Annotated in this window: 21 protein-coding genes and 1 pseudogene; 12 read left to right on the forward strand and 10 right to left on the reverse strand. The window is 63.6% G+C overall.

From position 1 onward, the window contains the following. The 6 genes and pseudogenes from B7X30_RS09770 to ppnP all read right to left on the reverse strand — a co-directional run. Positions 1-180, reverse strand: a pseudogene (locus B7X30_RS09770) (magnesium transporter); the annotation flags it as partial. Between the two features lie 136 nt (positions 181-316). Continuing rightward, the gene (locus tag B7X30_RS09775) at positions 317-760 is read right to left on the reverse strand and encodes a putative toxin-antitoxin system toxin component, PIN family (protein WP_286730387.1); all 444 of its coding nucleotides are present in this window, start codon (positions 758-760) and stop codon (positions 317-319) included. After that, positions 750-1,001, reverse strand: coding sequence for a type II toxin-antitoxin system Phd/YefM family antitoxin (locus tag B7X30_RS09780; RefSeq protein WP_156054721.1), 252 nt, complete (start codon positions 999-1,001; stop codon positions 750-752). The genes B7X30_RS09775 and B7X30_RS09780 overlap by 11 nt, the downstream gene beginning before the upstream one ends. Positions 1,002-1,230: 229 nt before the next feature. Next, the gene (locus tag B7X30_RS09785) at positions 1,231-2,007 is read right to left on the reverse strand and encodes an EAL domain-containing protein (RefSeq protein WP_013106473.1); all 777 of its coding nucleotides are present in this window, start codon (positions 2,005-2,007) and stop codon (positions 1,231-1,233) included. 94 nt (positions 2,008-2,101) lie between these two features. Next, positions 2,102-3,442 carry an argininosuccinate synthase gene (argG, locus tag B7X30_RS09790; RefSeq protein ID WP_286730388.1) on the reverse strand — a complete coding sequence of 447 codons (1,341 nt, stop codon included), beginning with the start codon at positions 3,440-3,442 and terminating at the stop codon, positions 2,102-2,104. A 16-nt stretch (positions 3,443-3,458) separates the two neighbouring features. Then, the gene (ppnP, locus tag B7X30_RS09795; RefSeq protein WP_013123777.1) at positions 3,459-3,785 is read right to left on the reverse strand and encodes a pyrimidine/purine nucleoside phosphorylase; all 327 of its coding nucleotides are present in this window, start codon (positions 3,783-3,785) and stop codon (positions 3,459-3,461) included. 48 nt (positions 3,786-3,833) lie between these two features. Here ppnP and pip point away from each other — a divergent pair, with 48 nt between their 5' ends. Then, the gene (pip, locus tag B7X30_RS09800; RefSeq protein ID WP_286730389.1) at positions 3,834-4,784 is read left to right on the forward strand and encodes a prolyl aminopeptidase; all 951 of its coding nucleotides are present in this window, start codon (positions 3,834-3,836) and stop codon (positions 4,782-4,784) included. Positions 4,785-4,818: 34 nt separating this feature from the next. Here pip and metK read toward each other — a convergent pair whose 3' ends face one another. Further along, entirely contained in the window at positions 4,819-6,012 is a 1,194-nt protein-coding gene (gene metK, locus B7X30_RS09805; protein ID WP_156054716.1) for a methionine adenosyltransferase, read from the reverse strand. A 219-nt stretch (positions 6,013-6,231) separates the two neighbouring features. Here metK and B7X30_RS09810 point away from each other — a divergent pair, with 219 nt between their 5' ends. The 11 genes from B7X30_RS09810 to hslU all read left to right on the forward strand — a co-directional run bounded on the left by B7X30_RS09810 (position 6,232) and on the right by hslU (position 18,042). Further along, positions 6,232-7,107: a lysophospholipid acyltransferase family protein gene (locus B7X30_RS09810; RefSeq protein ID WP_286730390.1), complete on the forward strand. Its 876-nt coding sequence runs from the start codon at positions 6,232-6,234 to the stop codon at positions 7,105-7,107. Continuing rightward, entirely contained in the window at positions 7,104-8,009 is a 906-nt protein-coding gene (locus B7X30_RS09815) for an LpxL/LpxP family acyltransferase (RefSeq protein ID WP_286730391.1), read from the forward strand. Before B7X30_RS09810 ends, B7X30_RS09815 begins: the two co-directional genes overlap by 4 nt. A 3-nt stretch (positions 8,010-8,012) precedes the next feature. Beyond that, the gene (dapF, locus tag B7X30_RS09820) at positions 8,013-8,876 is read left to right on the forward strand and encodes a diaminopimelate epimerase (protein ID WP_286730392.1); all 864 of its coding nucleotides are present in this window, start codon (positions 8,013-8,015) and stop codon (positions 8,874-8,876) included. Positions 8,877-8,889: 13 nt separating this feature from the next. Beyond that, the gene (locus tag B7X30_RS09825; RefSeq protein WP_286730393.1) at positions 8,890-9,561 is read left to right on the forward strand and encodes a DUF484 family protein; all 672 of its coding nucleotides are present in this window, start codon (positions 8,890-8,892) and stop codon (positions 9,559-9,561) included. Between the two features lie 49 nt (positions 9,562-9,610). After that, positions 9,611-10,621, forward strand: coding sequence for a tyrosine recombinase XerC (locus tag B7X30_RS09830; RefSeq protein ID WP_286730394.1), 1,011 nt, complete (start codon positions 9,611-9,613; stop codon positions 10,619-10,621). A gap of 9 nt (positions 10,622-10,630) precedes the next feature. Beyond that, complete coding sequence (locus tag B7X30_RS09835) at positions 10,631-11,812, forward strand: class I SAM-dependent rRNA methyltransferase (protein ID WP_286730395.1); 1,182 nt, start codon at positions 10,631-10,633, stop codon at positions 11,810-11,812. A gap of 68 nt (positions 11,813-11,880) precedes the next feature. Further along, on the forward strand, positions 11,881-12,936 hold the full coding sequence (locus B7X30_RS09840; RefSeq protein ID WP_286730396.1) for a CobW family GTP-binding protein: 1,056 nt from the start codon (positions 11,881-11,883) through the stop codon (positions 12,934-12,936). Between the two features lie 735 nt (positions 12,937-13,671). Further along, positions 13,672-14,160, forward strand: a complete 489-nt coding sequence (gene dksA, locus B7X30_RS09845) for an RNA polymerase-binding protein DksA (protein WP_286730397.1) — start codon at positions 13,672-13,674, stop codon at positions 14,158-14,160. Positions 14,161-14,212: 52 nt separating this feature from the next. Then, positions 14,213-16,177: an STAS domain-containing protein gene (locus B7X30_RS09850; RefSeq protein WP_286730398.1), complete on the forward strand. Its 1,965-nt coding sequence runs from the start codon at positions 14,213-14,215 to the stop codon at positions 16,175-16,177. 103 nt (positions 16,178-16,280) lie between these two features. Next, positions 16,281-16,820 (forward strand): ATP-dependent protease subunit HslV, encoded by a 540-nt coding sequence (hslV, locus tag B7X30_RS09855; RefSeq protein WP_013106488.1) that lies wholly within the window; start codon positions 16,281-16,283, stop codon positions 16,818-16,820. Between the two features lie 4 nt (positions 16,821-16,824). Continuing rightward, the gene (gene hslU / locus B7X30_RS09860; protein ID WP_286730399.1) at positions 16,825-18,042 is read left to right on the forward strand and encodes an ATP-dependent protease ATPase subunit HslU; all 1,218 of its coding nucleotides are present in this window, start codon (positions 16,825-16,827) and stop codon (positions 18,040-18,042) included. Here the strand turns inward: hslU and B7X30_RS09865 are convergent. The 3 genes from B7X30_RS09865 to uraH all read right to left on the reverse strand — a co-directional run bounded on the left by B7X30_RS09865 (position 18,030) and on the right by uraH (position 20,629). Then, positions 18,030-18,797, reverse strand: a complete 768-nt coding sequence (locus B7X30_RS09865) for a type III pantothenate kinase (protein ID WP_286730400.1) — start codon at positions 18,795-18,797, stop codon at positions 18,030-18,032. The two genes, hslU and B7X30_RS09865, sit on opposite strands and share 13 nt — an antisense overlap. A 144-nt stretch (positions 18,798-18,941) precedes the next feature. Continuing rightward, positions 18,942-20,147 (reverse strand): urate hydroxylase PuuD, encoded by a 1,206-nt coding sequence (locus tag B7X30_RS09870; RefSeq protein WP_465020137.1) that lies wholly within the window; start codon positions 20,145-20,147, stop codon positions 18,942-18,944. Positions 20,148-20,275: 128 nt separating this feature from the next. Then, complete coding sequence (uraH, locus tag B7X30_RS09875) at positions 20,276-20,629, reverse strand: hydroxyisourate hydrolase (protein ID WP_286730415.1); 354 nt, start codon at positions 20,627-20,629, stop codon at positions 20,276-20,278. Between the last annotated feature and the right edge of the window lie 145 nt (positions 20,630-20,774).

Consider the following 20,774-nt stretch of genomic DNA (forward strand, 5'->3'; position numbering starts at 1 on the left):
CATCTGCGCCAGCAAGGCCGCATCCGGCTCATACAGCCCCACCCAGACAAACCGGTCGGGCAAGGCGAGCATGTCGCTGATCGCCTCCAGCGCGATATCACCCACCCGCCTCCCGCTGCGGTCATAGGCCACACAGGCGCGAACGGGGTTTTCGGCGTTGGGGGTGTCAGAAAGAGGCATGGGATGGTTTCATTCGTTGGCGTAATGGGGCGAATCGTCAGCGGACAAATGCGCGTGATTTTGCATTGCCGAACGAGCCGACATGCTGGAACGACAGCACCGCCCGTCCTTCCGGCGTCATGTCGCACATTGCCAGCTAAGCAAACTCGGGATGCTGCAAGGCCTGCGCAGGCGTGAGGATGCGCAACCTGACTGGAGGCGGATTCACCCCCAATAGGTCTTGGTCGCCGGTGACCAGCCATAAGGCTTGCGCCACCTCGGCGGCGTGAATGAAGGCGTCGTCGTCGGGATCGCGGCTGAACGTCTGTGCAGCCAACCCGGGCGGAACATCCACCCAAATCGCTGCGGCGCTCAGATCGTGTAGAAGTTGCTGCCGGACCTCGATGGACAGATACGGGTCGAACTTAGGCTTCCACAAGCGAGTCTCAAGTTCGGCAAAGGTGTGCGTCGTCAGCACGACCAGACCGTGCTGCAGAACGCGGCGCACCACTTGCGCGGGCGCACCCGGCGGTGAAAGCGCGGCGCTGATCCAGACATTAGTGTCGATCACGAAACGCCGCGAATCGCGCTCAACTTTCATCAGCCAAGAGATCGTTCAATGCCTGTTCGGTCAGCCCGCCCTGCTGTGCCAGCGCCGCACTGCTTTCCAGCGTGTGCTGCAGGCGGTTAGCGTAGAAGGCGCGCATGGCCTCGAAGTCTTGCGCGCTGACCATCACCCCCACGACGCGGTCGTGCCGCATGACGCGCACGGGCTCACGTTGCACCCGGTCGAGAAATTCGCCGAAGCGCGTCTTGGCTTCATTCGCGGTGTAGGTCTGCATAGGCACCCCCCTTTTCGATCAATGCGGGAATGCCCCCATTCTACCGCTCGATTCGTTCGATTCGCGCGGTCTGTGAGGCGAATGGCTCGTCCCCCCACCCAAATACTGTTCGCGCATATCAGGGTTGCGCCCCAGCTGGGTCGCTGCGAGCTTAGCCTCGTCCCAAACCCGAGTCCTCGCTGATCTGCTCTCAAAAACAGTCGGAAATCATGCGGAACCTGACAAATAATCAACCCAGTGCATGACTGAACAAATTCGGGTCGATTTGTCCCAACCCCTCAAATACCGGCCGAGAAAAATAGAATCCCTGAAACAAATTGATTCCCATACGCTCAAGGCATAGATATTCCTCTCGCGTTTCTACGCCCTCGGCGATGACCCGGATATTCAGATCTATGCAGGTCTGAATAACCCCACGGATAATGGAGGCCTTGATGCGGTCTTCGTTAACGTTACGCACCAATGCCATATCCAGCTTGACAATATCCGTTTGCAATTCGGCAAGCAGGTTCAGCCCTGCAAAACCGGCGCCAAAATCATCAATCGCCGTCAGAAAACCTCTGCTTTTATAGTCGTTAATGATGGACTTCAAGTGCCCGACATCTTCAACACGCTCACTCTCGGTCACTTCAAACAGCAGGCGATCTGGCGGAAAACTGTACTGTTCCGCCGCGGCCAAAGTGGCGCGAATACAGAGCTCAGGTTTGTAAACCGCATTCGGAAGAAAATTGATGCTCAGATACCCTTTCAATCCCAACCGGGCGGCAAGCGCTACCGCCTTGACGCGGCAAGTCTGATCGAATCGATAGCGATTATCGTCGTTCACCTTCTCAAAAATGGTGCTTGCGGGCTCACCCTGCAAACCACGCGCCAAGGCTTCATGTGCAAAAATTGTTCCGCTGCGTGAATCCACAATGGGCTGAAACGCCATGGTGAAATCAAAATCCAGTGGAGGCGAATCGAAACACAGCTTGCAGCCCGTCGCCGCCAATGAATTGATATTCAAAATAGTTCTCCTCGGGGGATAATCAACCTCATGGTGATAGGGGAGAGAGAAGATCAGGAGTCATGCATGACCAAGAACACAAGCATCTGCTGCTTCACTCCCCCTTCTCCCCCTCCAACCGCAACATAGTCGCGCCCTCGCCCAGTGAAATCAGCCCGGTCTTGGCGTAGATGCCGAGCTTGGCGCGGGTGTCGGTGATGTCGAGGTTGCGCAGGGTGAGCTGACCGATGCGGTCGGCGGGGCTGAACGGGGCGTCTTCCACCTTTTCCATGCTCAGGCGCTCGGGGGCGTAGGTCAGGTTAGGGCTCTCGGTGTTGAGGATGGAGTAGTCGTTGCCGCGGCGCAGTTCCAGCGTGACTTCGCCGGTGATGGCGCGCGCCACCCAGCGCTGGGCGGTTTCGCGCAACATCATCGTTTGCGGGTCGAACCAGCGGCCCTGGTAGAGCAGGCGGCCGAGCTTGAGACCGCCCATGCGGTACTGCTCGATGGTGTCTTCGTTGTGGATGCCGGTAACTAGGCGCTCGTAGGCGATGTGCAGCAGCGCCATGCCGGGGGCTTCGTAGATGCCGCGGCTCTTGGCTTCGATGATGCGGTTCTCGATCTGGTCGCTCATGCCCAGGCCGTGGCGCCCGCCTATTTCGTTGGCTTTGAGGAAGAGCGCAACCGCGTCGCTGAAGGTCTGGCCGTTGAGGGCGACCGGCTGGCCTTCCTCGAAACGAATGGTGACTTCTTCGGCTTTGACTTCCACTTCGGGCTTCCAGAACGCCACGCCCATGATGGGGTTGACGATGCGGATTCCACTGCTCAAATGCTCCAGATCTTTGGCTTCGTGCGTGGCGCCGAGCATATTGCTGTCGGTGCTATAGGCCTTTTCCACCGACATCTTGTAATCGAAGCCGTTGGCAATGAGGAACTCGCTCATTTCCTTGCGGCCGCCGAGTTCGTCGATGAAGGTCTGGTCGAGCCAGGGTTTGTAGATTTTCAGGCTGGGGTTGGTGAGCAGGCCGTAGCGGTAGAAGCGCTCGATGTCGTTGCCTTTGAAGGTGGAGCCGTCGCCCCAGATGTTGACATCGTCTTCCTTCATGGCGGCCACCAGCATGGTGCCGGTGACGGCGCGGCCCAGCGGGGTGGTGTTGAAGTAGGTGACGCCGCCGGTGCTGATGTGAAACGCGCCGCACTGGATGGCGGCAATGCCTTCGTGCGCCAGTTGCACGCGGCAATCGATCAGGCGGGCCTTTTCAGCGCCGAAGCCCATGGCCTTGCGCGGAATGTCGTCGTAGTCGCTCTCGTCGGGCTGGCCGAGGTTGGCGGTGTAGGCGTAGGGCTGGGCGCCCTTTTTTTTCATCCACAGCAGGGCGGCGGAAGTGTCGAGGCCGCCGGAGAAGGCGATGCCGACTTTTTGCCCGGTAGGCAGGTTTTGCAAAATGGTAGCCATGGGTTTTGAGCGCGGGTTAGCCGAAATGGCAGATGTAGTGATAGGCGGTTTCGCCTTCCGGCACGCGAATCTCGAAGCGGGTATTGCCGGGTACGCTGAAACGCTCGCCCACCCCGGATTTCACCCAAACGTCGCTGCCCGGCAGTTTGTATTCGCAGGCCCCGGCCACGCATTCCATGATTTCGGGCGCGCCGGTGTTGAAGGTCAGCGTGGCGGGCAAGATGACACCGACTGATTTTTTCGTACCGTCAGCCAGGGTGATGCCGTGGCTGACGCATTTGCCGTCGAAGTACACATTGGCCTGCGTGTTGACGGTCACGCCGCCGATCTGGGTAGTGCTCATGGATAGGTTCGGGCAGGGGGAAAAGAGACCCGCTATTCTGCCATTCCCATGAACTTACGCACTTATTACCCACCCATCGAACCCTTCAAAACCGGCGTGCTCGACACCGGCGAAGGTCACCAGATCTACTGGGAACTCTGCGGCAATCCGCAAGGTCGGCCTGCCGTCTTTCTGCACGGCGGACCGGGCTCGGGCTGTTCGCCGGATCATCGCCGGCTGTTCGACCCGCAGCGCTACTGCGTGCTGCTGTTCGACCAGCGCGGCTGCGGACGATCGACCCCGCACGCCTCGCTGGAGAACAACACCACTTGGCACCTGGTGGCCGACATCGAGCGGCTGCGCACCCTGCTGGGCGTGGATCGCTGGCTGGTGTTCGGCGGCTCGTGGGGCAGCACCCTGGCTCTGGCCTATGCCCAGACGCACACCGCGCGAGTGTCGGCGCTGATCCTGCGCGGCGTCTTCACCCTGCGGCGGGAGGAACTGCTGTGGTTCTACCAGGAGGGTGCGTCGTGGCTGTTTCCTGATCTGTGGGAGGGCTTTCTGGCGCCCATTCCCGAAGCGGAGCGCGGCGATCTGATCGGCGCCTATCGCAAACGGCTGACGGGCTCCGACCCGGCAGCGCAACTGGCCTGCGCCCGCGCCTGGAGCGTGTGGGAAGGGCAGACCATCCGCATGTTGCCCGATGCGGTCAACGCCGCACATCATGCGCAGGATGCGTTCTCGCTGGCCTTCGCCCGCATCGAGAACCACTACTTCGTGCATGAAGGCTGGATGGAGCAAGGCCAGTTGATCCGCGACGCAGGCAAGCTGGCCGAGGTGCCTGGCGTCATCGTGCAAGGCCGGTACGACGTGTGCACCCCGGTTCGCAGCGCCTGGGACTTGCACCGCGCCTGGCCGCAAGCCGACTTTCAGCTCGTGCCCGACGCCGGGCACGCCTACAACGAGCCGGGCATCCTCTCGCGTCTGATCGAGGCGACGGACCGATTTTCCGGCTATTGAAGTCGCCGAACCGCCGCCCCTGACACGCCCTCTTTTACGCCGTCGCGGCGGCCCGCAGTGCACCCAGCCCGGCGTCGTCGCGCAGTTTGGCGGCTTTGTCGGTGGCCTCCCAGCTGAACTCGGGTTCGTCGCGGCCGAAGTGGCCGTAGGCGGCGGTCTTGGAATAGATGGGGCGACGCAGATCGAGCATTTCGATAATGCCGCGCGGCCGCAGATCGAAGTGACGGCGCACCAGTTGTTCCAGCTTGGCGTCGTCGATCACGCCGGTACCCTGCGTCGTCACCATGATGCTGGTGGGCTGAGCCACGCCAATGGCGTAGGAAATCTGCACCAGGCATTTCTTGGCCAACCCGGCAGCCACGATGTTCTTGGCCACATGGCGCGCGGCGTAGGCGGCCGAACGGTCGACCTTGGTCGGGTCTTTGCCGCTGAAGGCACCGCCGCCATGCGGGGCCGCCCCACCGTAGGTATCGACGATGATCTTGCGCCCCGTGAGACCGCAGTCGCCCTGCGGGCCGCCGACGACGAAGCGTCCGGTCGGGTTGATGAGGTACTTCACCTCGCCGCGCATGAACTCCGCGGGCAGCACGGGTTTGATGATGTGCTCGATGACCGCCTCGCGCAGATCGGCCAGCGCGATGTCGGGCGCGTGCTGGGTGGACAGCACTACCGTGTCGATGGCCACGGGATAGCCGTTTTCGTAGCGGAAGGTGATTTGGCTCTTGGCATCCGGGCGCAGCCAGGGCAGACGGCCGTCGCGACGCAACTGGCTTTGACGCTCGACCAGGCGGTGCGCGTAGTAGATCGGCGCGGGCATGAGCTCGGGGGTTTCGTCGCAGGCGTAGCCGAACATCAGCCCCTGGTCGCCGGCGCCGATGTCGAGTTCGTCGTCGTGCGCCTTGTTCACGCCTTGGGCGATGTCGGGGCTTTGCTTGTCGTAGGCGACGAGCACCGCGCAGCTTTTGTGGTCGATGCCGAAATCGGCGTCGTCGTAACCGATGCGTTTGAGCGTATCGCGCGCGACCTGGATGTAATCGACCACGGCCGTGGTGGTGATCTCACCCGCCAGCACGATCAAGCCAGTGTTGGCCAGGGTTTCGGCGGCAACGCGGGAGGCCGGGTCTTGCGCCAGATTGGCGTCGAGAATGGCGTCGGAAATCTGATCGGCCACCTTGTCGGGATGACCTTCGGAAACGGACTCGGATGTAAACAGGAAGTGGTTTGCCATGACGGACCTTTCTTTGAACGGTTGGATCGACGCCACCGTTTGGGTCTCGCACGGCGACGCTTTAGCGGACATCTACGCAGCCGCCCCGAAGGTCGCCTGCCCCTGCCACCCCGCAAGTTGTCATTAACTCGGTGGCAATGTCATGGATTCTATGCGCGCCCTTTGTTCAGCGGCGCTTCGTAACATGGCACCCTTTGCACCTCAGGGAAATCCTTCATCGTGCTGCTTCGCGTGTTCCGCTGGCTGTCTGTCTTGCCGCTGGGTTTGCTCCAGTCGCTCGGGGCGGCGCTCGGCCTGCTGGTTTATGCCGCTTCAAGCGTGTATCGCCAGCGTCTGCGCGCCCATCTGCAACAGGCGGGCTATGCGCCAGAGCAGCTTGCGCGCAAGGCGGCCGCGCAAGCCGGACGCATGGTCGGCGAGTTGCCCGTGGTCTGGTTCCGGCGCGGCGCTGCAGCGCCCGTGCACCGCGTGCAGGTGATCGGCAAGGAGCATGTCGATGCCGTTCGCGCCCAGGGCATGGGCGTGCTGTATCTCACGCCGCACCTGGGATGCTTTGAAATCTCGGCGCAGGCGGCCGCGCTCTGGAGCCCGATCACGGTGATGTTCCGCCCGCCGCGCAAGGCCGTGCTGCTGCCGCTGGCCCTGGCCTCGCGCCAGCGCCACAATCTGGCCACCGCCCCGGCCAATCTCGCCGGAGTGCGGCAATTGCTGCGCGCCCTGCGCGCGGGGGAGTCCGTCGGTCTGTTGCCCGATCAGGCGCCCGGCAGCGGCGAAGGCGTCTGGGCCGACTTTTTCGGCCGCCCGGCCTACACCATGACCCTGCCCGCGCGCCTGGTGCAACTGGGCAACGCCCGCATCATTCTGGCCTCGGCCCTGCGCCTGCCCGGCGGGCGCGGCTACACCCTGACGCTGGAGCCGTTTCCCGAAGCCCTGGACGCCGAGCCGCAACGCGCCGCCACGCAGATCAATCGTGCGCTGGAAGGTTTGATCCGGCGCTGTCCCGAGCAATATCTCTGGGCCTACAACCGCTACAAAACCCCCTCGGGCGCACCGCCGCCCCCCGCGCCGACTATCGCCGAGGAAAGCGCGTCATGAAGTCGCTGTTCGCCCGTCTGAGCATCGGCCTTGTCTGGCTGCTGCATCTGCTGCCCTACCCCGTGCTCACTGCGCTGGGCACGGCGGTGGGCTGGCTGCTGTGGCCGCTGGCCCGCTCGCGTCGGCGCATCACCCTGCGCAATCTGCAACTGTGCTTTCCCGACTGGACGGCTGCGCAGCAGCGCACCGTGGCGCGGCAGCATTTCGTTTTTGTCGCCCGGGCGTTTCTCGAACGCGGCGTGCTCTGGTACGCCAGCCCGAAGCGCCTGCAGCGCCTGCTGCATCTCGAAGGCCCGGTGGAGGAAGCGCTGGACGGCAGCCGCAACACCCTGCTGCTGGGTTTTCACTTCGAGGGGCTGGACGCGGGATGGACGGCGCTCAGCTTGGTGGCGCCGCGCCCGGTTTCGGGCATGTACACCCCGCAGAAAAACAAGGTGCTCGACGACTGGGTGGTGGCGCGGCGCAGCCGCTTTCACACCGCCGCCATCGTCTCGCGGCATGACGGCGCGGCGGGCATGTTGCGACAACTCAAAGCCGGGGTGCCGTTCTACACCCTGCCCGACATGGACTTCGGCCTGCGCAGCTCACGCTTCATCGACTTTTTCGGCGTTCCCGCTGCCACCCTCGACGTCGCACCGCGGCTGGCGGCTTCCGCCGACGCCCGGGTTTACGCCGTGGTCACGCGCATCCTGCCCGGTGCGCGCGGCTACGCCATCACCGTGCATCCCGCCTGGGCCGATTTTCCCGCGCTGGACGCCCGGGGCAAGCCCGCCGACATCGACACCGATCTGCGACGCATGAACCGCTTCATCGAAGAGCAGGTGCGCACCATGCCTGCGCAATACCATTGGGTGCACAAGCGCTTCAAAAACCGCCCCGAAGGCGAGCCTTCTCTTTACTGACCCATGCAAGTCGCGTTCACCAAAATGCACGGCGCCGGAAACGACTTTGTCGTGCTCGACGCCACCCGCGCCCCGCTGACCCTCAATGCGGCGCAACTGCGCCTGCTGGCCGACCGGCACTTTGGCGTGGGCGCCGACCAGATTCTGCTGGTCGAAGCCGCACCCTCGCCCGAAGTCGATTTCGGCTATCGCATTTTCAACGCCGACGGCGGTGAGGTGGAGCAATGCGGCAATGGCGCGCGTTGCTTCGTCGCCTATGTGCACGGCAAGGGGCTCACCGCCAAAAGACGCATTCGGGTGCAGACGCTCGCCGGCCTCATCGAGCCTGAACTGCAGCCCGACGGCCGCGTCACCGTGGACATGGGCGCGCCGGTTTTCGATCTGCCGCGCGTGCCTTTCGAGGCCCACGGCCTGAGGCCGCGGCAGGTGGATGGCTGGGAGCAATGGCCGCTGGACCTCGCAGGGGCCACCGCCTGGGTGAGTGTGCTGTCGATGGGCAACCCGCATGCGGTGCAACGGGTGGATGATGTGGACACCGCGCCCGTCCTCAGCCACGGCCCGCTGATCGAGCATCACCCTCGTTTTCCGCGCCGGGTCAACGCCGGTTTCATGCAGATCGTCGATGCCCAGCACATCCGCCTGCGCGTCTGGGAGCGCGGCGCGGGCGAAACCCTGGCCTGCGGCACTGGCGCCTGCGCCGCCGTGGTGGCCGGGTTGCGCCACGGCTGGCTGCAAGGCGCGGTGGACGTGCAGACCCATGGCGGCGAGCTGACCATTTCATGGGCGGGAGCAGGCCAGCCCGTGCGCATGACCGGCCCCGCCGCTTTTGTTTTTGACGGCACGATCGACCTTCCCGATCTGCCCTGATGGAGAACACCCGATGGAACTGAGCGAACACGATCTGGCCGCCTACCTGGCCGCCAACCCCGAATTCTTCGAGCGCCACGCCGAACTGCTCACCACCGTGCAACTGCTCAGCCCGCACGGCAACCGCGCCGTCTCGCTGCAGGAGCGGCAGATGGAAATGCTGCGCGACAAAATGCGCACTCTGGAACATCGCCTGGCCGCGATGATGCGCAACGCGGTGGACAACGAAACCCTGGCTGGCAAGCTGCTGTTGTGGGCCCGCGATGTCATGCTGGCGCAACAGGGCGCACCGGAGCAGTTGCCGCAAACGCTGCAAGACACCCTCAAGTCCGCCTTCGACCTGCCCATGACCGCGCTCAAGCTCTGGCCGGTGCGCGAAGAGTTCGCCGCGCTCGACTTCGCCACCGGGGTGAGCGAAGACGCCAAGACCTTCGCCGCCAGCCTGGCCGCGCCCTTCGTCGGCCCCAACCCCGGCTTCGAAGCCGCGCACTGGCTGCCGGACGCGCAGATGGCGCAATCGCTCGCGCTCATTCCGCTGCAAAACCCGCATACCAGCATGTGCATGGGGCTACTGGTGCTGGCCTCCCCCGACAGCCAGCGTTTCACCGCCGATATGGGCACTGACTTCCTCAACCACATCAGCCAGTTGGCCAGCGCCGCGCTCGTCGGCCTGCTCGCGCGCTGAGCCCGCCCAGGCCGTTCTCCGCCCCGCTATTTGCCACGCAGTTCAGCATATGGCCGCGTCCGGCTCACTCCCGCTCAATAGCCCGACCTTGCGTCAGTTGGCGGCGGACTATCTCGCACACGCGCAAACCGAACGCCGTCTGGCCGACGGTACGTTGGTCAACTATCGGCGCGACCTCGATGACCTGCTGCAGCGCGCCGAAGCGCTGGGCGCAGCGCCAATCGAGTCGCAGCACATCCGCCGCTGGGCCGCGCAGCTTCACGCCGACGGCATGAGCCCGCGCGCCATCGCGGCGCGGCTGTCGGCCTGGCGCAGCTTTTTCCGCTGGATGGGGCGGCTAGGCTTCGTGGCCGCCAATCCGGTGCAGGACGTGCGTGCGCCCAAGGCCGCCAAGCCGCTGCCCAAGGCGCTTTCGGTCGATCAGGCCGTAGCGCTGGCCGCCTACAGCCCGCAAGAATCGACGCCCGCATCGCAACCGCACCGACGCCCGTACCAGACCGAACCCTTCGCCACCCGCGGCGCGCGGGTGCATGCAATCGCCGAACTGCTTTATTCCTGCGGGCTGCGCGTCTCCGAGCTCACCGGGCTGGACGTGCGCGCCAGCAAGACCGCGCGCGGCTGGATCGACTGGGACGCCGCCGAAGCCACCGTCACCGGCAAGGGCAACAAGCGGCGCAGCGTGCCCATCGGCCGTCCCGCCCTGCTGGCGCTGCGGCAATGGCTGGAGCAGCGCCCCGCCCTGCTCCGCCCCGATGCCGACGCCGACGCGCAGGTCGCGCTGTTTCTGGGCGCACGCGGCGCACGCCTCACGCCGCAGCGCGTCTGGCTGGAGCTGCGCGAGCACGCCCGCGCTGCCGGGCTCGATGCCCGCGTGCATCCGCACATGCTGCGCCACTCCTTCGCCTCGCATGTGCTGCAGTCCAGCGGCGATTTGCGCGCGGTGCAAGAATTGCTGGGCCATTCCAGCATTGCCACTACACAGGTCTACACCCGCCTGGACTTCCAACATTTGGCCAAGGTCTACGACGCCGCCCATCCCCGGGCGCGCAAAAAACCCTAAGGCCCCTCCATGAAAACCATCCGCCTTCATCCGGGCAAGGAACGCTCCTTGCTGCGCCGCCACCCCTGGGTGTTCGCCAGCTCGATCGCCAAAGGCAGCGCCGACAGTGGAGAAACCGTCCGCGTGGAATCGCACGACGGCCAGTTTCTCGCCTGGGCCGCGTTCAGCCCCGCTTCGCAAATCCGCTTGCGGGTCTGGAGTTTCGAGGCCACGCAGCGCATCGACGCCCGCTTTTTCACCGAACAACTGCGCGCGGCCATCGCCCGCCGCCAGGCACTCGGACTGGATCTCACCGCCTGCCGCCTGGTACACGGTGAGAGCGATGGTCTGCCCGGCTGCATCGTCGATCGCTATGCCGACATCGTGGTGCTGCAAGCGGGCAGCGCGGGGATTGAGCGCTGGAAATCGGTGATCGTCAGCGCCCTGCACGCCCTCATGCCCGAAACCCGCGTTTACGAACGCTCGGACGCCGCGCTGCGCGAACGCGAAGGCCTGCCCGCGGCCACCGGCTGGCTGCTGGGCGAAGGGCAAACGCAGGTCGAGATCCGTGAAAACGGGCTGCGGCTGCGGGTCGATGTCGCCACCGGCCACAAGACCGGCTTCTACCTCGATCAGCGCGACGCCCGCGCCCGCTTTGCCGACACGGTGCGCGCGCACGGCCTGCAGCGCGTGCTCAACTGCTTCAGCTACACCGGCGGCTTCTCGCTGGCCGCCCTGGCCGGCGGGGCGCAGCAAGTCACCTCGGTCGATTCCTCCGCGCCCGCGCTGGCGCTGGCGGCCGAGCATGTCGCGCTCAACGGCTTCGATCCGGTTCGGGCGCAATTTATCGACGCCGACGTCAACGCCACTCTGCGCCGCCTGCGCGAAGAAGGCGCGCAGTTCGACGCCATCGTGCTCGATCCGCCCAAATTCGCCGCCAGCCCGCAGCAAGTCGAACGCGCCGCGCGCGCCTACAAAGACATCAATCGCCTGGCCTGCCATCTGCTGCCGCCGGGCGGCTGGCTGTTCACCTTTTCGTGCTCGGGCGGCGTCAGTGCCGAGCTGTTCCAGAAAATCGTCGCCGGCGCCGCCCTCGACGCGGGCGCAGACGCCCAGATCGTCGCCCGCACCGGCGCGGGGCTCGACCACCCCTTGAGCCTGCATTTCCCCGAAGGCGAGTATCTCAAGGGGCTGCTGCTGCGCCGCAGTTGAACTTCCGGTTGATTTTTCGTTGACCGCCCCGATCTGAAGGGGCGTTGCTTCTTTCAAGGAATCCCACCATGGCCTCCCTCATTCCCGCCACCATCGTCACCGGTTTTCTCGGCAGCGGCAAAACCACCCTGCTCAAGCGCGTGCTGCACGAAGCGCATGGCTCCAAGATTGCCGTGATCGAAAACGAGTTCGGCGAAGAGAACATCGACAGCGACATCCTGGTGCAGGAAGCGGGCGAGCAGATCGTGCAGATGTCGAATGGCTGCATCTGCTGCACCATTCGCGACGATCTGCGCGCCACGCTGGCCGATCTGGCCGCCAAGCGCCGCAAGGGCGAGCTGGTGTTCGACCGCGTGGTCATCGAGACCACCGGCATCGCCGACCCTGGCCCGGTGGCGCAGACCTTTTTCATGGACGACGAGGTCGCCAGCCAGTACATGCTCGATGCCATCCTCACCCTGGTCGATGCCAAACACGCCAACCAGCAGCTCGACAGTCGGCAAGAAGCGCGGCGCCAGGTGGGTTTCGCCGACCAGATTTTCATCAGCAAGGCCGATCTGGTCAGTGCCGACGAACTCGCCGCCCTGCAACACCGACTCGCCCATATGAATCCGCGCGCCAAGCAAAGCGTGGTGCATTTCGGCGAGGTGCCGCTGTCGCAGGTGCTCGACCTCAAGGGTTTCAACCTCAACGCCAAGCTCGACATCGACCCCGACTTCCTCAAGGCCGATGATCACGATCATCACGACCACGACCATGATCACCATGACCATGATCACGAGCATGGCGAACACTGCAATCACCCGCACCATCACCACCACGACGATGATGTGAAATCCTTCGTCTACCGCGCCGACAAACCCTTCGATCCGGCCAAGCTCGAAGACTTTCTCGGCGCCATCGTGCAGGTCTACGGCCCGCGCATGCTGCGCTACAAGGGCGTGCTGAACATGCAGGGCATCGACCGCAAAGTGGTGTTCCAGGGCGTGCACCAGCTCATGGGCAGCGATCTCGCCGCGCCCTGGGGGGCGCAGGAACAGCGGCAAAGCAAGATGGTGTTTATCGGCATCGATCTGCCGCGCGACATCCTCGAAAAAGGTCTGCAGCAATGCTTGATCGGATGATGCATTTGCCTTGCCACCCGAAATGAATAGAATCGGGCGGTTTTGGCAGTGGCCAGCCCGGGCAGTGGCTAACTTGAATGACAGCTCGCCCGACAAACCGCAGTCATGGTGGAATTGAGGGGCGGTTGGGTTGGGTTGCGTTGGGTTGCAGTGGGGCTGACCTGCACCTCGGCACAGCAAAGACATGATGCCAAGAGTACGGCAAAGAGCGCGGTCAAGAGGGGTGGAAAGTCAAGGGGTGGAAAGTCCGGGGGCGAGTCCAGCGATGGGCGGCTCCACACGTTCAAATCAGCGCGCGGGTCAGCGCACGACGAATTCACTTCGTCCGTGCCGGGCTACGCAGCAAATCAGGCGGCAATGGGCCGTCGGATGGGAAAGTTCGGGAGGATTTTCGTGGTCAAGTCGTCTCAAAAAGCGGTCGCAGCCCCAGGCAAGAGCAAGCCTGCGGCGGCAGACAAAATACCCGCAGTCAAACCAGTTGCAGCCAAGACCAAGGTCGAGCCAGCCGTTCAGGCGACGCCAGTAGTGCCCGACAAAGTTGTGCCCGCCAAGTCAGCCGCTAAAGCTACAGCGGCGCAAACCGCGCCAGCCGTCTCTGCCGCAGCTGCCAAAAAAGTCACAGCTTCCCCGGCGCTTCGGCGCTCATCTTCGTCTGGCGTGAGTAAACTCCACGCCTCAAAACCCTTGTCGGCGGCCATGGGGTCGCCGGAACCTATCCGACTCGACAGAAGTTCCATGAGCAGCACAACCATCGAACCCACCCCCAGAAAATCCGATCCCAAGCATGCCAATGCCTGGAAGCACAAGTCTGCCTCCGAACTGACCGAGCAAGAATTGCTGGCCATGCCCGAGTCGGAATACATGAACGAAGTCCAGCTCGACTACTTCAAGCGTCTGCTCAGCACCATGCGCGACGATCTGATCAAGAGCGCGGGCGAAACTACCGAGCATCTGCGCGAAGACACGCTGCTGGTCCCCGACCCGGCCGATCGCGCCACGATTGAAGAAGAGCACGCGCTGGAGTTGCGCACCCGAGACCGTGAGCGCAAGCTGCTGAAAAAAATTGACCAGTCGCTGCAGCGTATCGAAAGCGGCGAATATGGCTGGTGCGAAGAAACAGGCGAGCCCATTGGCATCGGCCGTCTGCTGGCCCGGCCGACGGCCACCCTGTCGCTCGAAGCGCAGCAACGCCGCGAGCTCAAGCAGAAAATGTTCAACGATTGATTGAAGACCTGTCGCCTCCCTGCGGCAGGCGCGATTTGCGGGCAACTCAGGCATGAGCAGTTCTGATTCAGGCGGTTTCTGGAAGCGAGTGGGTTCTTTTGTCAAGAACCCGACCCGCGACTGGTCGCTAACCGACGAACAGGCCCTTCAAGAGCATGAAAACCTCGCCCGGGTCAAGGCCCGCGAGGACCAGAAGCGTCAGGACGATTTCATCCGCAAGCGCGAACTCGACGGCCTGCGCAAGCTACGCAGGCGCGAGGCCACCGATCTGGGCATGGATGACAGCCTGCAGACCAATGTTCCGGATCTGACGTCCCAGCCCACCCCGGTGCACGACCGGGACGAAACCCTGCGAAAAATCAACGAGATCGAAAAATCGATGGCGGGTGACCACGCCTCTGCTGCAACCCGCAGTCGCGCGCCGGTCACGCGGCAGATGCCTGCGCCCACGACCCGATCTCTTCCCCAAAGTCTGCCCCCCCAAAGCCACCAGCCATCACAGGCCAAACCGCCACTCACCTTCGCGCCCCCATCCCTCTCGGCGGGGACGCTATCGCCCGAGTCGCAGACGACTGGAACGATGCACTTCAAGGTGGATACGGCCTATGCCGATACCACTCTGATCACCAAGCCGGGCGGTCTGACAACGCAACCCGCGACCGGTGTGCCGTCGCAGTCCGGCCCGACCACGGCGCCGGGTGAGCCGCCTACGCTGCCGCCTGTTGGCTACGCCCCCACCGTCCCCTTCGTGCCCAGCGCGCCGCCAGCGCAGGTGCGCAAGTCGCAACCGGCTGCCGTGTCGTTCGACGAGCAGCCTACGCTGGCGGCAGCCACCCGCCTGAGCGCCGACGCTTTACCGCCGCACACCTCGGCGCCCTCGGGCGACAGTTGGCTGCGATCGAGCAATGACTTCATGCCCAGCGCCTTCTTCGCCGTGGAAGTGCACGAGGCTTTGAGCTCCAATCCCTTGTTCGATCAGGCGGTGATGGACTTCGCCAATGGCGATGATGTCGCCGCCGAGTCGGCCTTGCGCGACGCGATTTCCAACTCGCAGGATCTGGATTCCGAGAAAGAGCTCTGGCTGGCGCTGTTTGACCTGTTCCGCGCCTCGGGGCAGATCGACAAGTTCGAAGCCCTGGTGACCGATTTCGTCAGCCGCTTCCAGACCTCGGCGCCGATGGCCGAAGACGGCCTACCTGCGCCCGCTGCGGCGCCCGCGCCAGCGTCAAACCACTTCAAGCCCTCGCTGGTTTTTTCTGCATCGGTCGATGCCGTCCAAACCGAGCGTTTGCGCAAGCTGCTGCTCAATGCGCCGTCGGCGCTTGAATTGAGCTTCGAGGAGGTGCGCACCATCACGCCAACCGCCTTGTCCGCACTGGTTGAGTCGCTGAAAAAGATCAACAGCACCGCCTGCACCGTCACCCTGAACGGCGCGAATACCCTGCTGTCCCTGTGCCAAGCGCAGGCGCCCGCCATGCAGCGCGAGGCCGATCCGCTATGGTGGGCCTTACGTCTGGAGTTGCTGCGCTTGGTCAACCAGCAGGACGATTTCGACGCCATCGCGCTCGACTACTGCGTGACCTACGAAATCTCGCCTCCGACCTGGGAAGCCAGCCGCGCCAGAGTCGAGCTCGTCGGCGTGGACGGCAACGCGGCGCCTGAGGCATCCACACAGCCAGTTGCATTTCAGAACTCGGGGATCAGCCCGAATTCCGTTTTGGGCAATGGCGGCTCGCGCTCGGCACAGTTGCATCTCAGCGGCGAGATTCTCGGCAGTTCAAGCGACTTTCTGAACCCGCTTGAGCAGGCGGCCAAAGCGCATGAACAGATGAGCATTTCCCTGCGTCAGTTGCGCCGTATCGATTTTTCGAGCGCAGGCGCCCTGCTCAACTGGGCCATGATGCAACACGATCAGGGCAAGACCCTGCAGTTCACCGGCGTACACCGGCTGATCGCCGGTCTGTTCAGCATCCTCGGCCTGCACGAGCACGCCCTCATTCAGCTGCGTCGCGACTGAGGTTCTGCTCGGCGCCGTCCGGCTGCGGCAAAGCGGCGCTTGCACTGCCGGGTTGCCACACTGCCGCCTCTTGAGTTTTCTACTCCCACCCTTACATCCCGGCATGGATCAATATCACGGCACCACCATCCTCAGCGTGCGCCGCGGCGCTACCGTGGCCCTGGGCGGCGACGGGCAAGTGACGCTTGGCAATATCGTCGTCAAATCCACTGCGCGCAAAGTGCGCAGGCTCTACAACAACCAGATTCTGGCTGGCTTCGCCGGGGGAACGGCCGATGCCTTTACGCTGTTCGAGCGCTTCGAGGCCAAGCTGGAGAAGCACCAGGGACAGTTGTTGCGCAGCGCGGTCGAACTGGCCAAGGACTGGCGCACCGACCGCATGCTGCGCCGCCTGGAGGCCATGCTCTCGGTAGCCGATGCCGAGCACTCGCTCATCATCACCGGCAATGGTGATGTGCTCGAACCCGAATACGGCATCGTCGCCATTGGCTCCGGCGGGGCCTACGCCCAGTCGGCCGCCCGCGCCCTGCTGGAACACACCGCGCTCAGCCCGCGCGAGATCGTCGCCCAATCGCTGAAGATTGCGGGCGACATCTGCATCTACACCAACCAGTCGCACACCATCGAAACCCTGGGTGAGTAAGACCATGAATATGACTCCCCGAGAAATCGTCTCCGAGCTCGACCGCTTTGTCATCGGCCAGGCCAAGGCCAAGCAGGCAGTGGCCATCGCCCTGCGCAACCGCTGGCGCCGTCAGCAGGTCGCCGAGCCGTTGCGGCACGAAATCACCCCAAAAAACATTCTGATGATCGGCCCCACCGGCGTGGGCAAAACAGAGATTGCGCGCCGTCTGGCCAAGCTGGCCGATGCGCCGTTCATCAAGGTCGAGGCCACCAAGTTCACCGAAGTGGGCTACGTCGGACGCGATGTGGACACCATCATCCGCGACCTGATGGAGGCCGCGGTGAAGCTGGCGCGCGAAACCGCCATGCGCCAGCAGCGCACCCGCGCCGAAGACCGCGCGGAAGACCGCATTCTCGACGTGCTGCTGCCCGCGCCGGCGGACTCCAGCGGGCATACCCCATCGGTCACCGAGACCAATCCCACGCGCCAAATGCTGCGCAAGCGCCGCTCAATGTTCGCCAATCTGGGCCAAACGCGCCGCAAGACGCGCAAGGTGACGGTGCGCGAAGCGCAGAAGCTGCTGATCGACGAAGAGGCCGCCAAACTGGTGAACGAAGACGAGATCAAGGCCGGCGCGCTGCGCGCGGTGGAGCAGAACGGCATTGTGTTCCTCGACGAGATCGACAAGGTCGCCTCGCGCAGCGACACCCAGGGCGCCGATGTGTCGCGCCAGGGCGTGCAGCGCGATCTGCTGCCGCTGGTGGAAGGCACCACGGTCAGCACCAAATACGGCATGGTGCGCACCGATCACATTCTGTTCATCGCCAGCGGGGCGTTTCACGTCGCCAAGCCTTCCGACCTGATTCCCGAGCTACAGGGGCGCTTTCCCATCCGGGTGGAACTGGAGTCGCTCTCGGTCGCGGATTTCGAGGCCATTCTCACCAGTACCGATGCCAGCCTCACCAAGCAGTACGCCGCGTTGCTCGCCACCGACGGCGTGCAAGTCGAGTTCACCGCCGACGGTATTCGCCGCATGGCAGAAGTGGCGTTTCAAGTGAACGAAAAGACCGAGAACATCGGCGCGCGGCGGCTGCACACGGTGATGGAGCGGCTGCTCGAAGAGGTGTCGTTTCACGCCGATGGCGCGCAGCACAGCACCGTGAAAGTCGATGCGGCGATGGTCAACGAACGTCTGGGCGACATCGCCCGCGACGAAGATCTGTCGCGCTACGTGCTTTGATCCGTCTGCGGCTGCGCGTTCCCCGCAATGCACAGCAAGCCTTCGAACACCAGATGTTCGACATGCTGATGCGGCAGCCCCAGGGCGTCGCGCAGCTTGGGCGCCGCGCCGCCGGTCAGCAGCACAACCACCTCGCCCGCTTCCCGCGCTTGCAGACGGGCATGCATCTGCCGCGCCGCGCCCGCAATGGCCAAGGCGCCACCAGTCATCAAGGCATCGCTGGTATTGGTGGGAAATTCCGCGATGTCACCTTCGGGCACGCGCAGCCCAGCCGTGCCCATCTCCAGCGCCTTGAGCATCAACCCAAAGCCGGGCAGGATGATGCCGCCGATGAACACCCCTTCGCGGCTGAGGCAATCGACGGTGACGGCCGTCCCCACGCTGATGACCATCGCCGCCTGATCGGGCACGCGCTGGCGTGCGCCCAGTTGCGCCGCCCATCGATCCGCACCCAGCAATGAGGGCACGGCATAGCTGTTGCGCAGCCCGCATTGCGCGGCCTGCGCGCTGATCCAGTTGCAGCGCAGCCCAAGCGCATCAAGCTCGGCACACACCCGCGCGGTAACCACCGCACCGGCCACGGCACAACCGATCACCCGCTCGGCGCGCGGTTGCTTGGTCAGCACACGGCTGAGTTGATCGACCTCTTCCAGCAGCATGGCCCCACCGGCGAGCAACTCCGCGTTGCGTTGCGCTTGCGAATACAGACCCCATTTCAGCCGGGTATTGCCAACGTCGAGAACGAGAAGGTGCATGCGGGTTTCACGTCATGGATTGATCGGCTGGGAACCATAACAGACCGGTCTGGCAAGAGCGCTGCGCACTGCCTTTTTGCCTCGCAGGCTTGCCAAGTCAGACAGGCGCCTGGGCGGGGCGTATGTCCCATGCGCATCCAGCGATCAGGGCTTGGCGCCGTCTTTGATCCACTGCCCGATTTCGGCGCGCTCCAGATCGGTCATCTGCGTAGCGTTGTTCAGCGGCATGGCCTTGAGCACCACCACCTGCTGATAAATCGCCTGCTCGTGGCTGACGATGTCTGGCGCCGAATCCAGACGCACCCCTTTGCTGGCCGCTGCACCGGAGTGGCACAACAGGCAGCGCTCCTGCACGATGTGCTGCACCTGCGCGAACGTGATCGGTTTCGCGTTTGCGAACGAGGGCTGCGGCTTGGGCGCGAGCGCCACCGCCACGGCCAGAATGAGGCCGCCACCCACGATCCAGTATTGCCACTTCCAGGCGCCTTTGTGTTTGAGCACGAAGAACTGGCGGATAAGCGCGCCGGCCAACATCATCAGCACCAGCACCAGCCAGTTGTTCGGCGCGTCATACACGAAGCTGTAATGGTTGGACAGCATGGCGAACAGCACCGGCAGGGTGAAGTAGGTGTTGTGCACGCTGCGCTGCTTGCCGCGCTTGCCATCCATCGGGTCGGGCGTTTGGCCAGCGCGCATGGCCGCCACTACCCGGCGCTGACCGGGGATGATCCAGAAAAACACATTGGCACTCATCGAGGAACCGAGCATGGCGCCGATGATCAGAAACGCCGCCCGCCCGGCAAACAAATGGCAGGCCAGCCAGGCCGCAATGAGCACATACACCGCAACCAGAATGCCCACGGTGAGGTCGCCCTTCTTGCCTTGGCCGAACACGCGGCAGATGCCGTCATAGACCAACCAGCCGACGACGAGAAAGCCCAGCATGGCCGCCACCGCGTACCCCGGCGAACTCCAGGCAAACACCCGCGGATCGACGATGAAAATGCCGGCGTGATAGAAGTACAGCACGCAGAGCAGAGCAAACCCCGACAGCCAGGTGGAATAGCTCTCCCAATAAAACCAGTGCAGATGCTGCGGCAGGTTCTTCGGCGCGACCCTGTATTTCTGCGGGTTGTAGAAGCCCCCGCCATGCACCGCCCACAGTTCCCCATCCACTCCCCTGACCTTCAACTCCGGGTCGGTGGGCTTCTCCAGGCTGTTGTCGAGCCAGACGAAATAAAACGAAGAACCAATCCAGGCAATCGCCACAATGACGTGCAGCCAACGCAGCAGCAGATCGGCCCAGTTCATGGCGTAGGGCAGGATGGTGGTCATCAAGTCGCTCATCATGACGTCTCCTAAAGGGTCATATGAAGTCGACTTCCGCCACGGCAGGCTCTGCGAAAGTCTGTCGGATCGCGTGCCATCTGCAATGGCGCACCGCGCTGCGGCGATCCTGGTTCAAGCGGCAAGCTGTCTCAACTGCCGCGATAAGTCGAATAACTCCAGGGCGACACCAGCAAGGGCACGTGATAGTGCTGCTGCGCATCGGCCACGCCGAACTCCAGGGGAATCTGATCGAGAAAGGGCTGCTGCGGCAGGGTCAGCCCGAGCGCCCTGAAATAGGCGCCGATCTGGAACACCAGCCGGTATCTTCCGGGCTGCAAATCGGCGCCTTGCAACAGCGGCGCATCGCAACGACCGTCGGTATTGGTCTGCACGGAACGCAACAGCACCCACTCTGCGCCTTGCTCGGCGTACAGATCGATCTGCACGGCAGCGGCTGGCCGTCCATGCGCGGTGTCGAGAATGTGTGTGGTCAAGGCGCCCATTGTGGTCATCGATCCATTCGTTGATTTCGGTCTACATTTTTTGCATACAATCGAAATTTAAGTTGTATGCTATTGCATGTCAAACGGAATCACAACAATGCCAACGCTGCAAGTGAACACGCCCTGGAGACAGCAAACACCGTCC

The organism is Thiomonas sp. 13-64-67 (genome assembly GCF_002282795.1).
GTDB classification, from domain to species: Bacteria; Pseudomonadota; Gammaproteobacteria; order Burkholderiales; family Burkholderiaceae_C; genus Thiomonas; species Thiomonas arsenitoxydans.

Excerpts from the sequence above, each read along its gene's own strand:
- B7X30_RS09850 (WP_286730398.1), top strand. The coding sequence starts at position 14,213 with ATGAGCAGTTCTGATTCAGGCGGTTTCTGGAAGCGAGTGGGTTCTTTT.
- B7X30_RS09780 (WP_156054721.1), bottom strand. The coding sequence starts at position 1,001 with ATGCAGACCTACACCGCGAATGAAGCCAAGACGCGCTTCGGCGAATTT.
- dksA (WP_286730397.1), top strand. The coding sequence starts at position 13,672 with ATGAGCAGCACAACCATCGAACCCACCCCCAGAAAATCCGATCCCAAG.
- hslU (WP_286730399.1), top strand. The coding sequence starts at position 16,825 with ATGAATATGACTCCCCGAGAAATCGTCTCCGAGCTCGACCGCTTTGTC.
- B7X30_RS09870 (WP_465020137.1), bottom strand. The coding sequence starts at position 20,147 with ATGATGAGCGACTTGATGACCACCATCCTGCCCTACGCCATGAACTGG.
- uraH (WP_286730415.1), bottom strand. The coding sequence starts at position 20,629 with ATGGGCGCCTTGACCACACACATTCTCGACACCGCGCATGGACGGCCA.
- B7X30_RS09815 (WP_286730391.1), top strand. The coding sequence starts at position 7,104 with ATGAAGTCGCTGTTCGCCCGTCTGAGCATCGGCCTTGTCTGGCTGCTG.
- B7X30_RS09865 (WP_286730400.1), bottom strand. The coding sequence starts at position 18,797 with ATGCACCTTCTCGTTCTCGACGTTGGCAATACCCGGCTGAAATGGGGT.
- argG (WP_286730388.1), bottom strand. The coding sequence starts at position 3,442 with ATGGCTACCATTTTGCAAAACCTGCCTACCGGGCAAAAAGTCGGCATC.
- hslV (WP_013106488.1), top strand. The coding sequence starts at position 16,281 with ATGGATCAATATCACGGCACCACCATCCTCAGCGTGCGCCGCGGCGCT.
- dapF (WP_286730392.1), top strand. The coding sequence starts at position 8,013 with ATGCAAGTCGCGTTCACCAAAATGCACGGCGCCGGAAACGACTTTGTC.
- B7X30_RS09840 (WP_286730396.1), top strand. The coding sequence starts at position 11,881 with ATGGCCTCCCTCATTCCCGCCACCATCGTCACCGGTTTTCTCGGCAGC.
- B7X30_RS09825 (WP_286730393.1), top strand. The coding sequence starts at position 8,890 with ATGGAACTGAGCGAACACGATCTGGCCGCCTACCTGGCCGCCAACCCC.
- B7X30_RS09830 (WP_286730394.1), top strand. The coding sequence starts at position 9,611 with ATGGCCGCGTCCGGCTCACTCCCGCTCAATAGCCCGACCTTGCGTCAG.
- B7X30_RS09835 (WP_286730395.1), top strand. The coding sequence starts at position 10,631 with ATGAAAACCATCCGCCTTCATCCGGGCAAGGAACGCTCCTTGCTGCGC.
- B7X30_RS09775 (WP_286730387.1), bottom strand. The coding sequence starts at position 760 with ATGAAAGTTGAGCGCGATTCGCGGCGTTTCGTGATCGACACTAATGTC.
- metK (WP_156054716.1), bottom strand. The coding sequence starts at position 6,012 with ATGGCAAACCACTTCCTGTTTACATCCGAGTCCGTTTCCGAAGGTCAT.
- ppnP (WP_013123777.1), bottom strand. The coding sequence starts at position 3,785 with ATGAGCACTACCCAGATCGGCGGCGTGACCGTCAACACGCAGGCCAAT.
- pip (WP_286730389.1), top strand. The coding sequence starts at position 3,834 with ATGAACTTACGCACTTATTACCCACCCATCGAACCCTTCAAAACCGGC.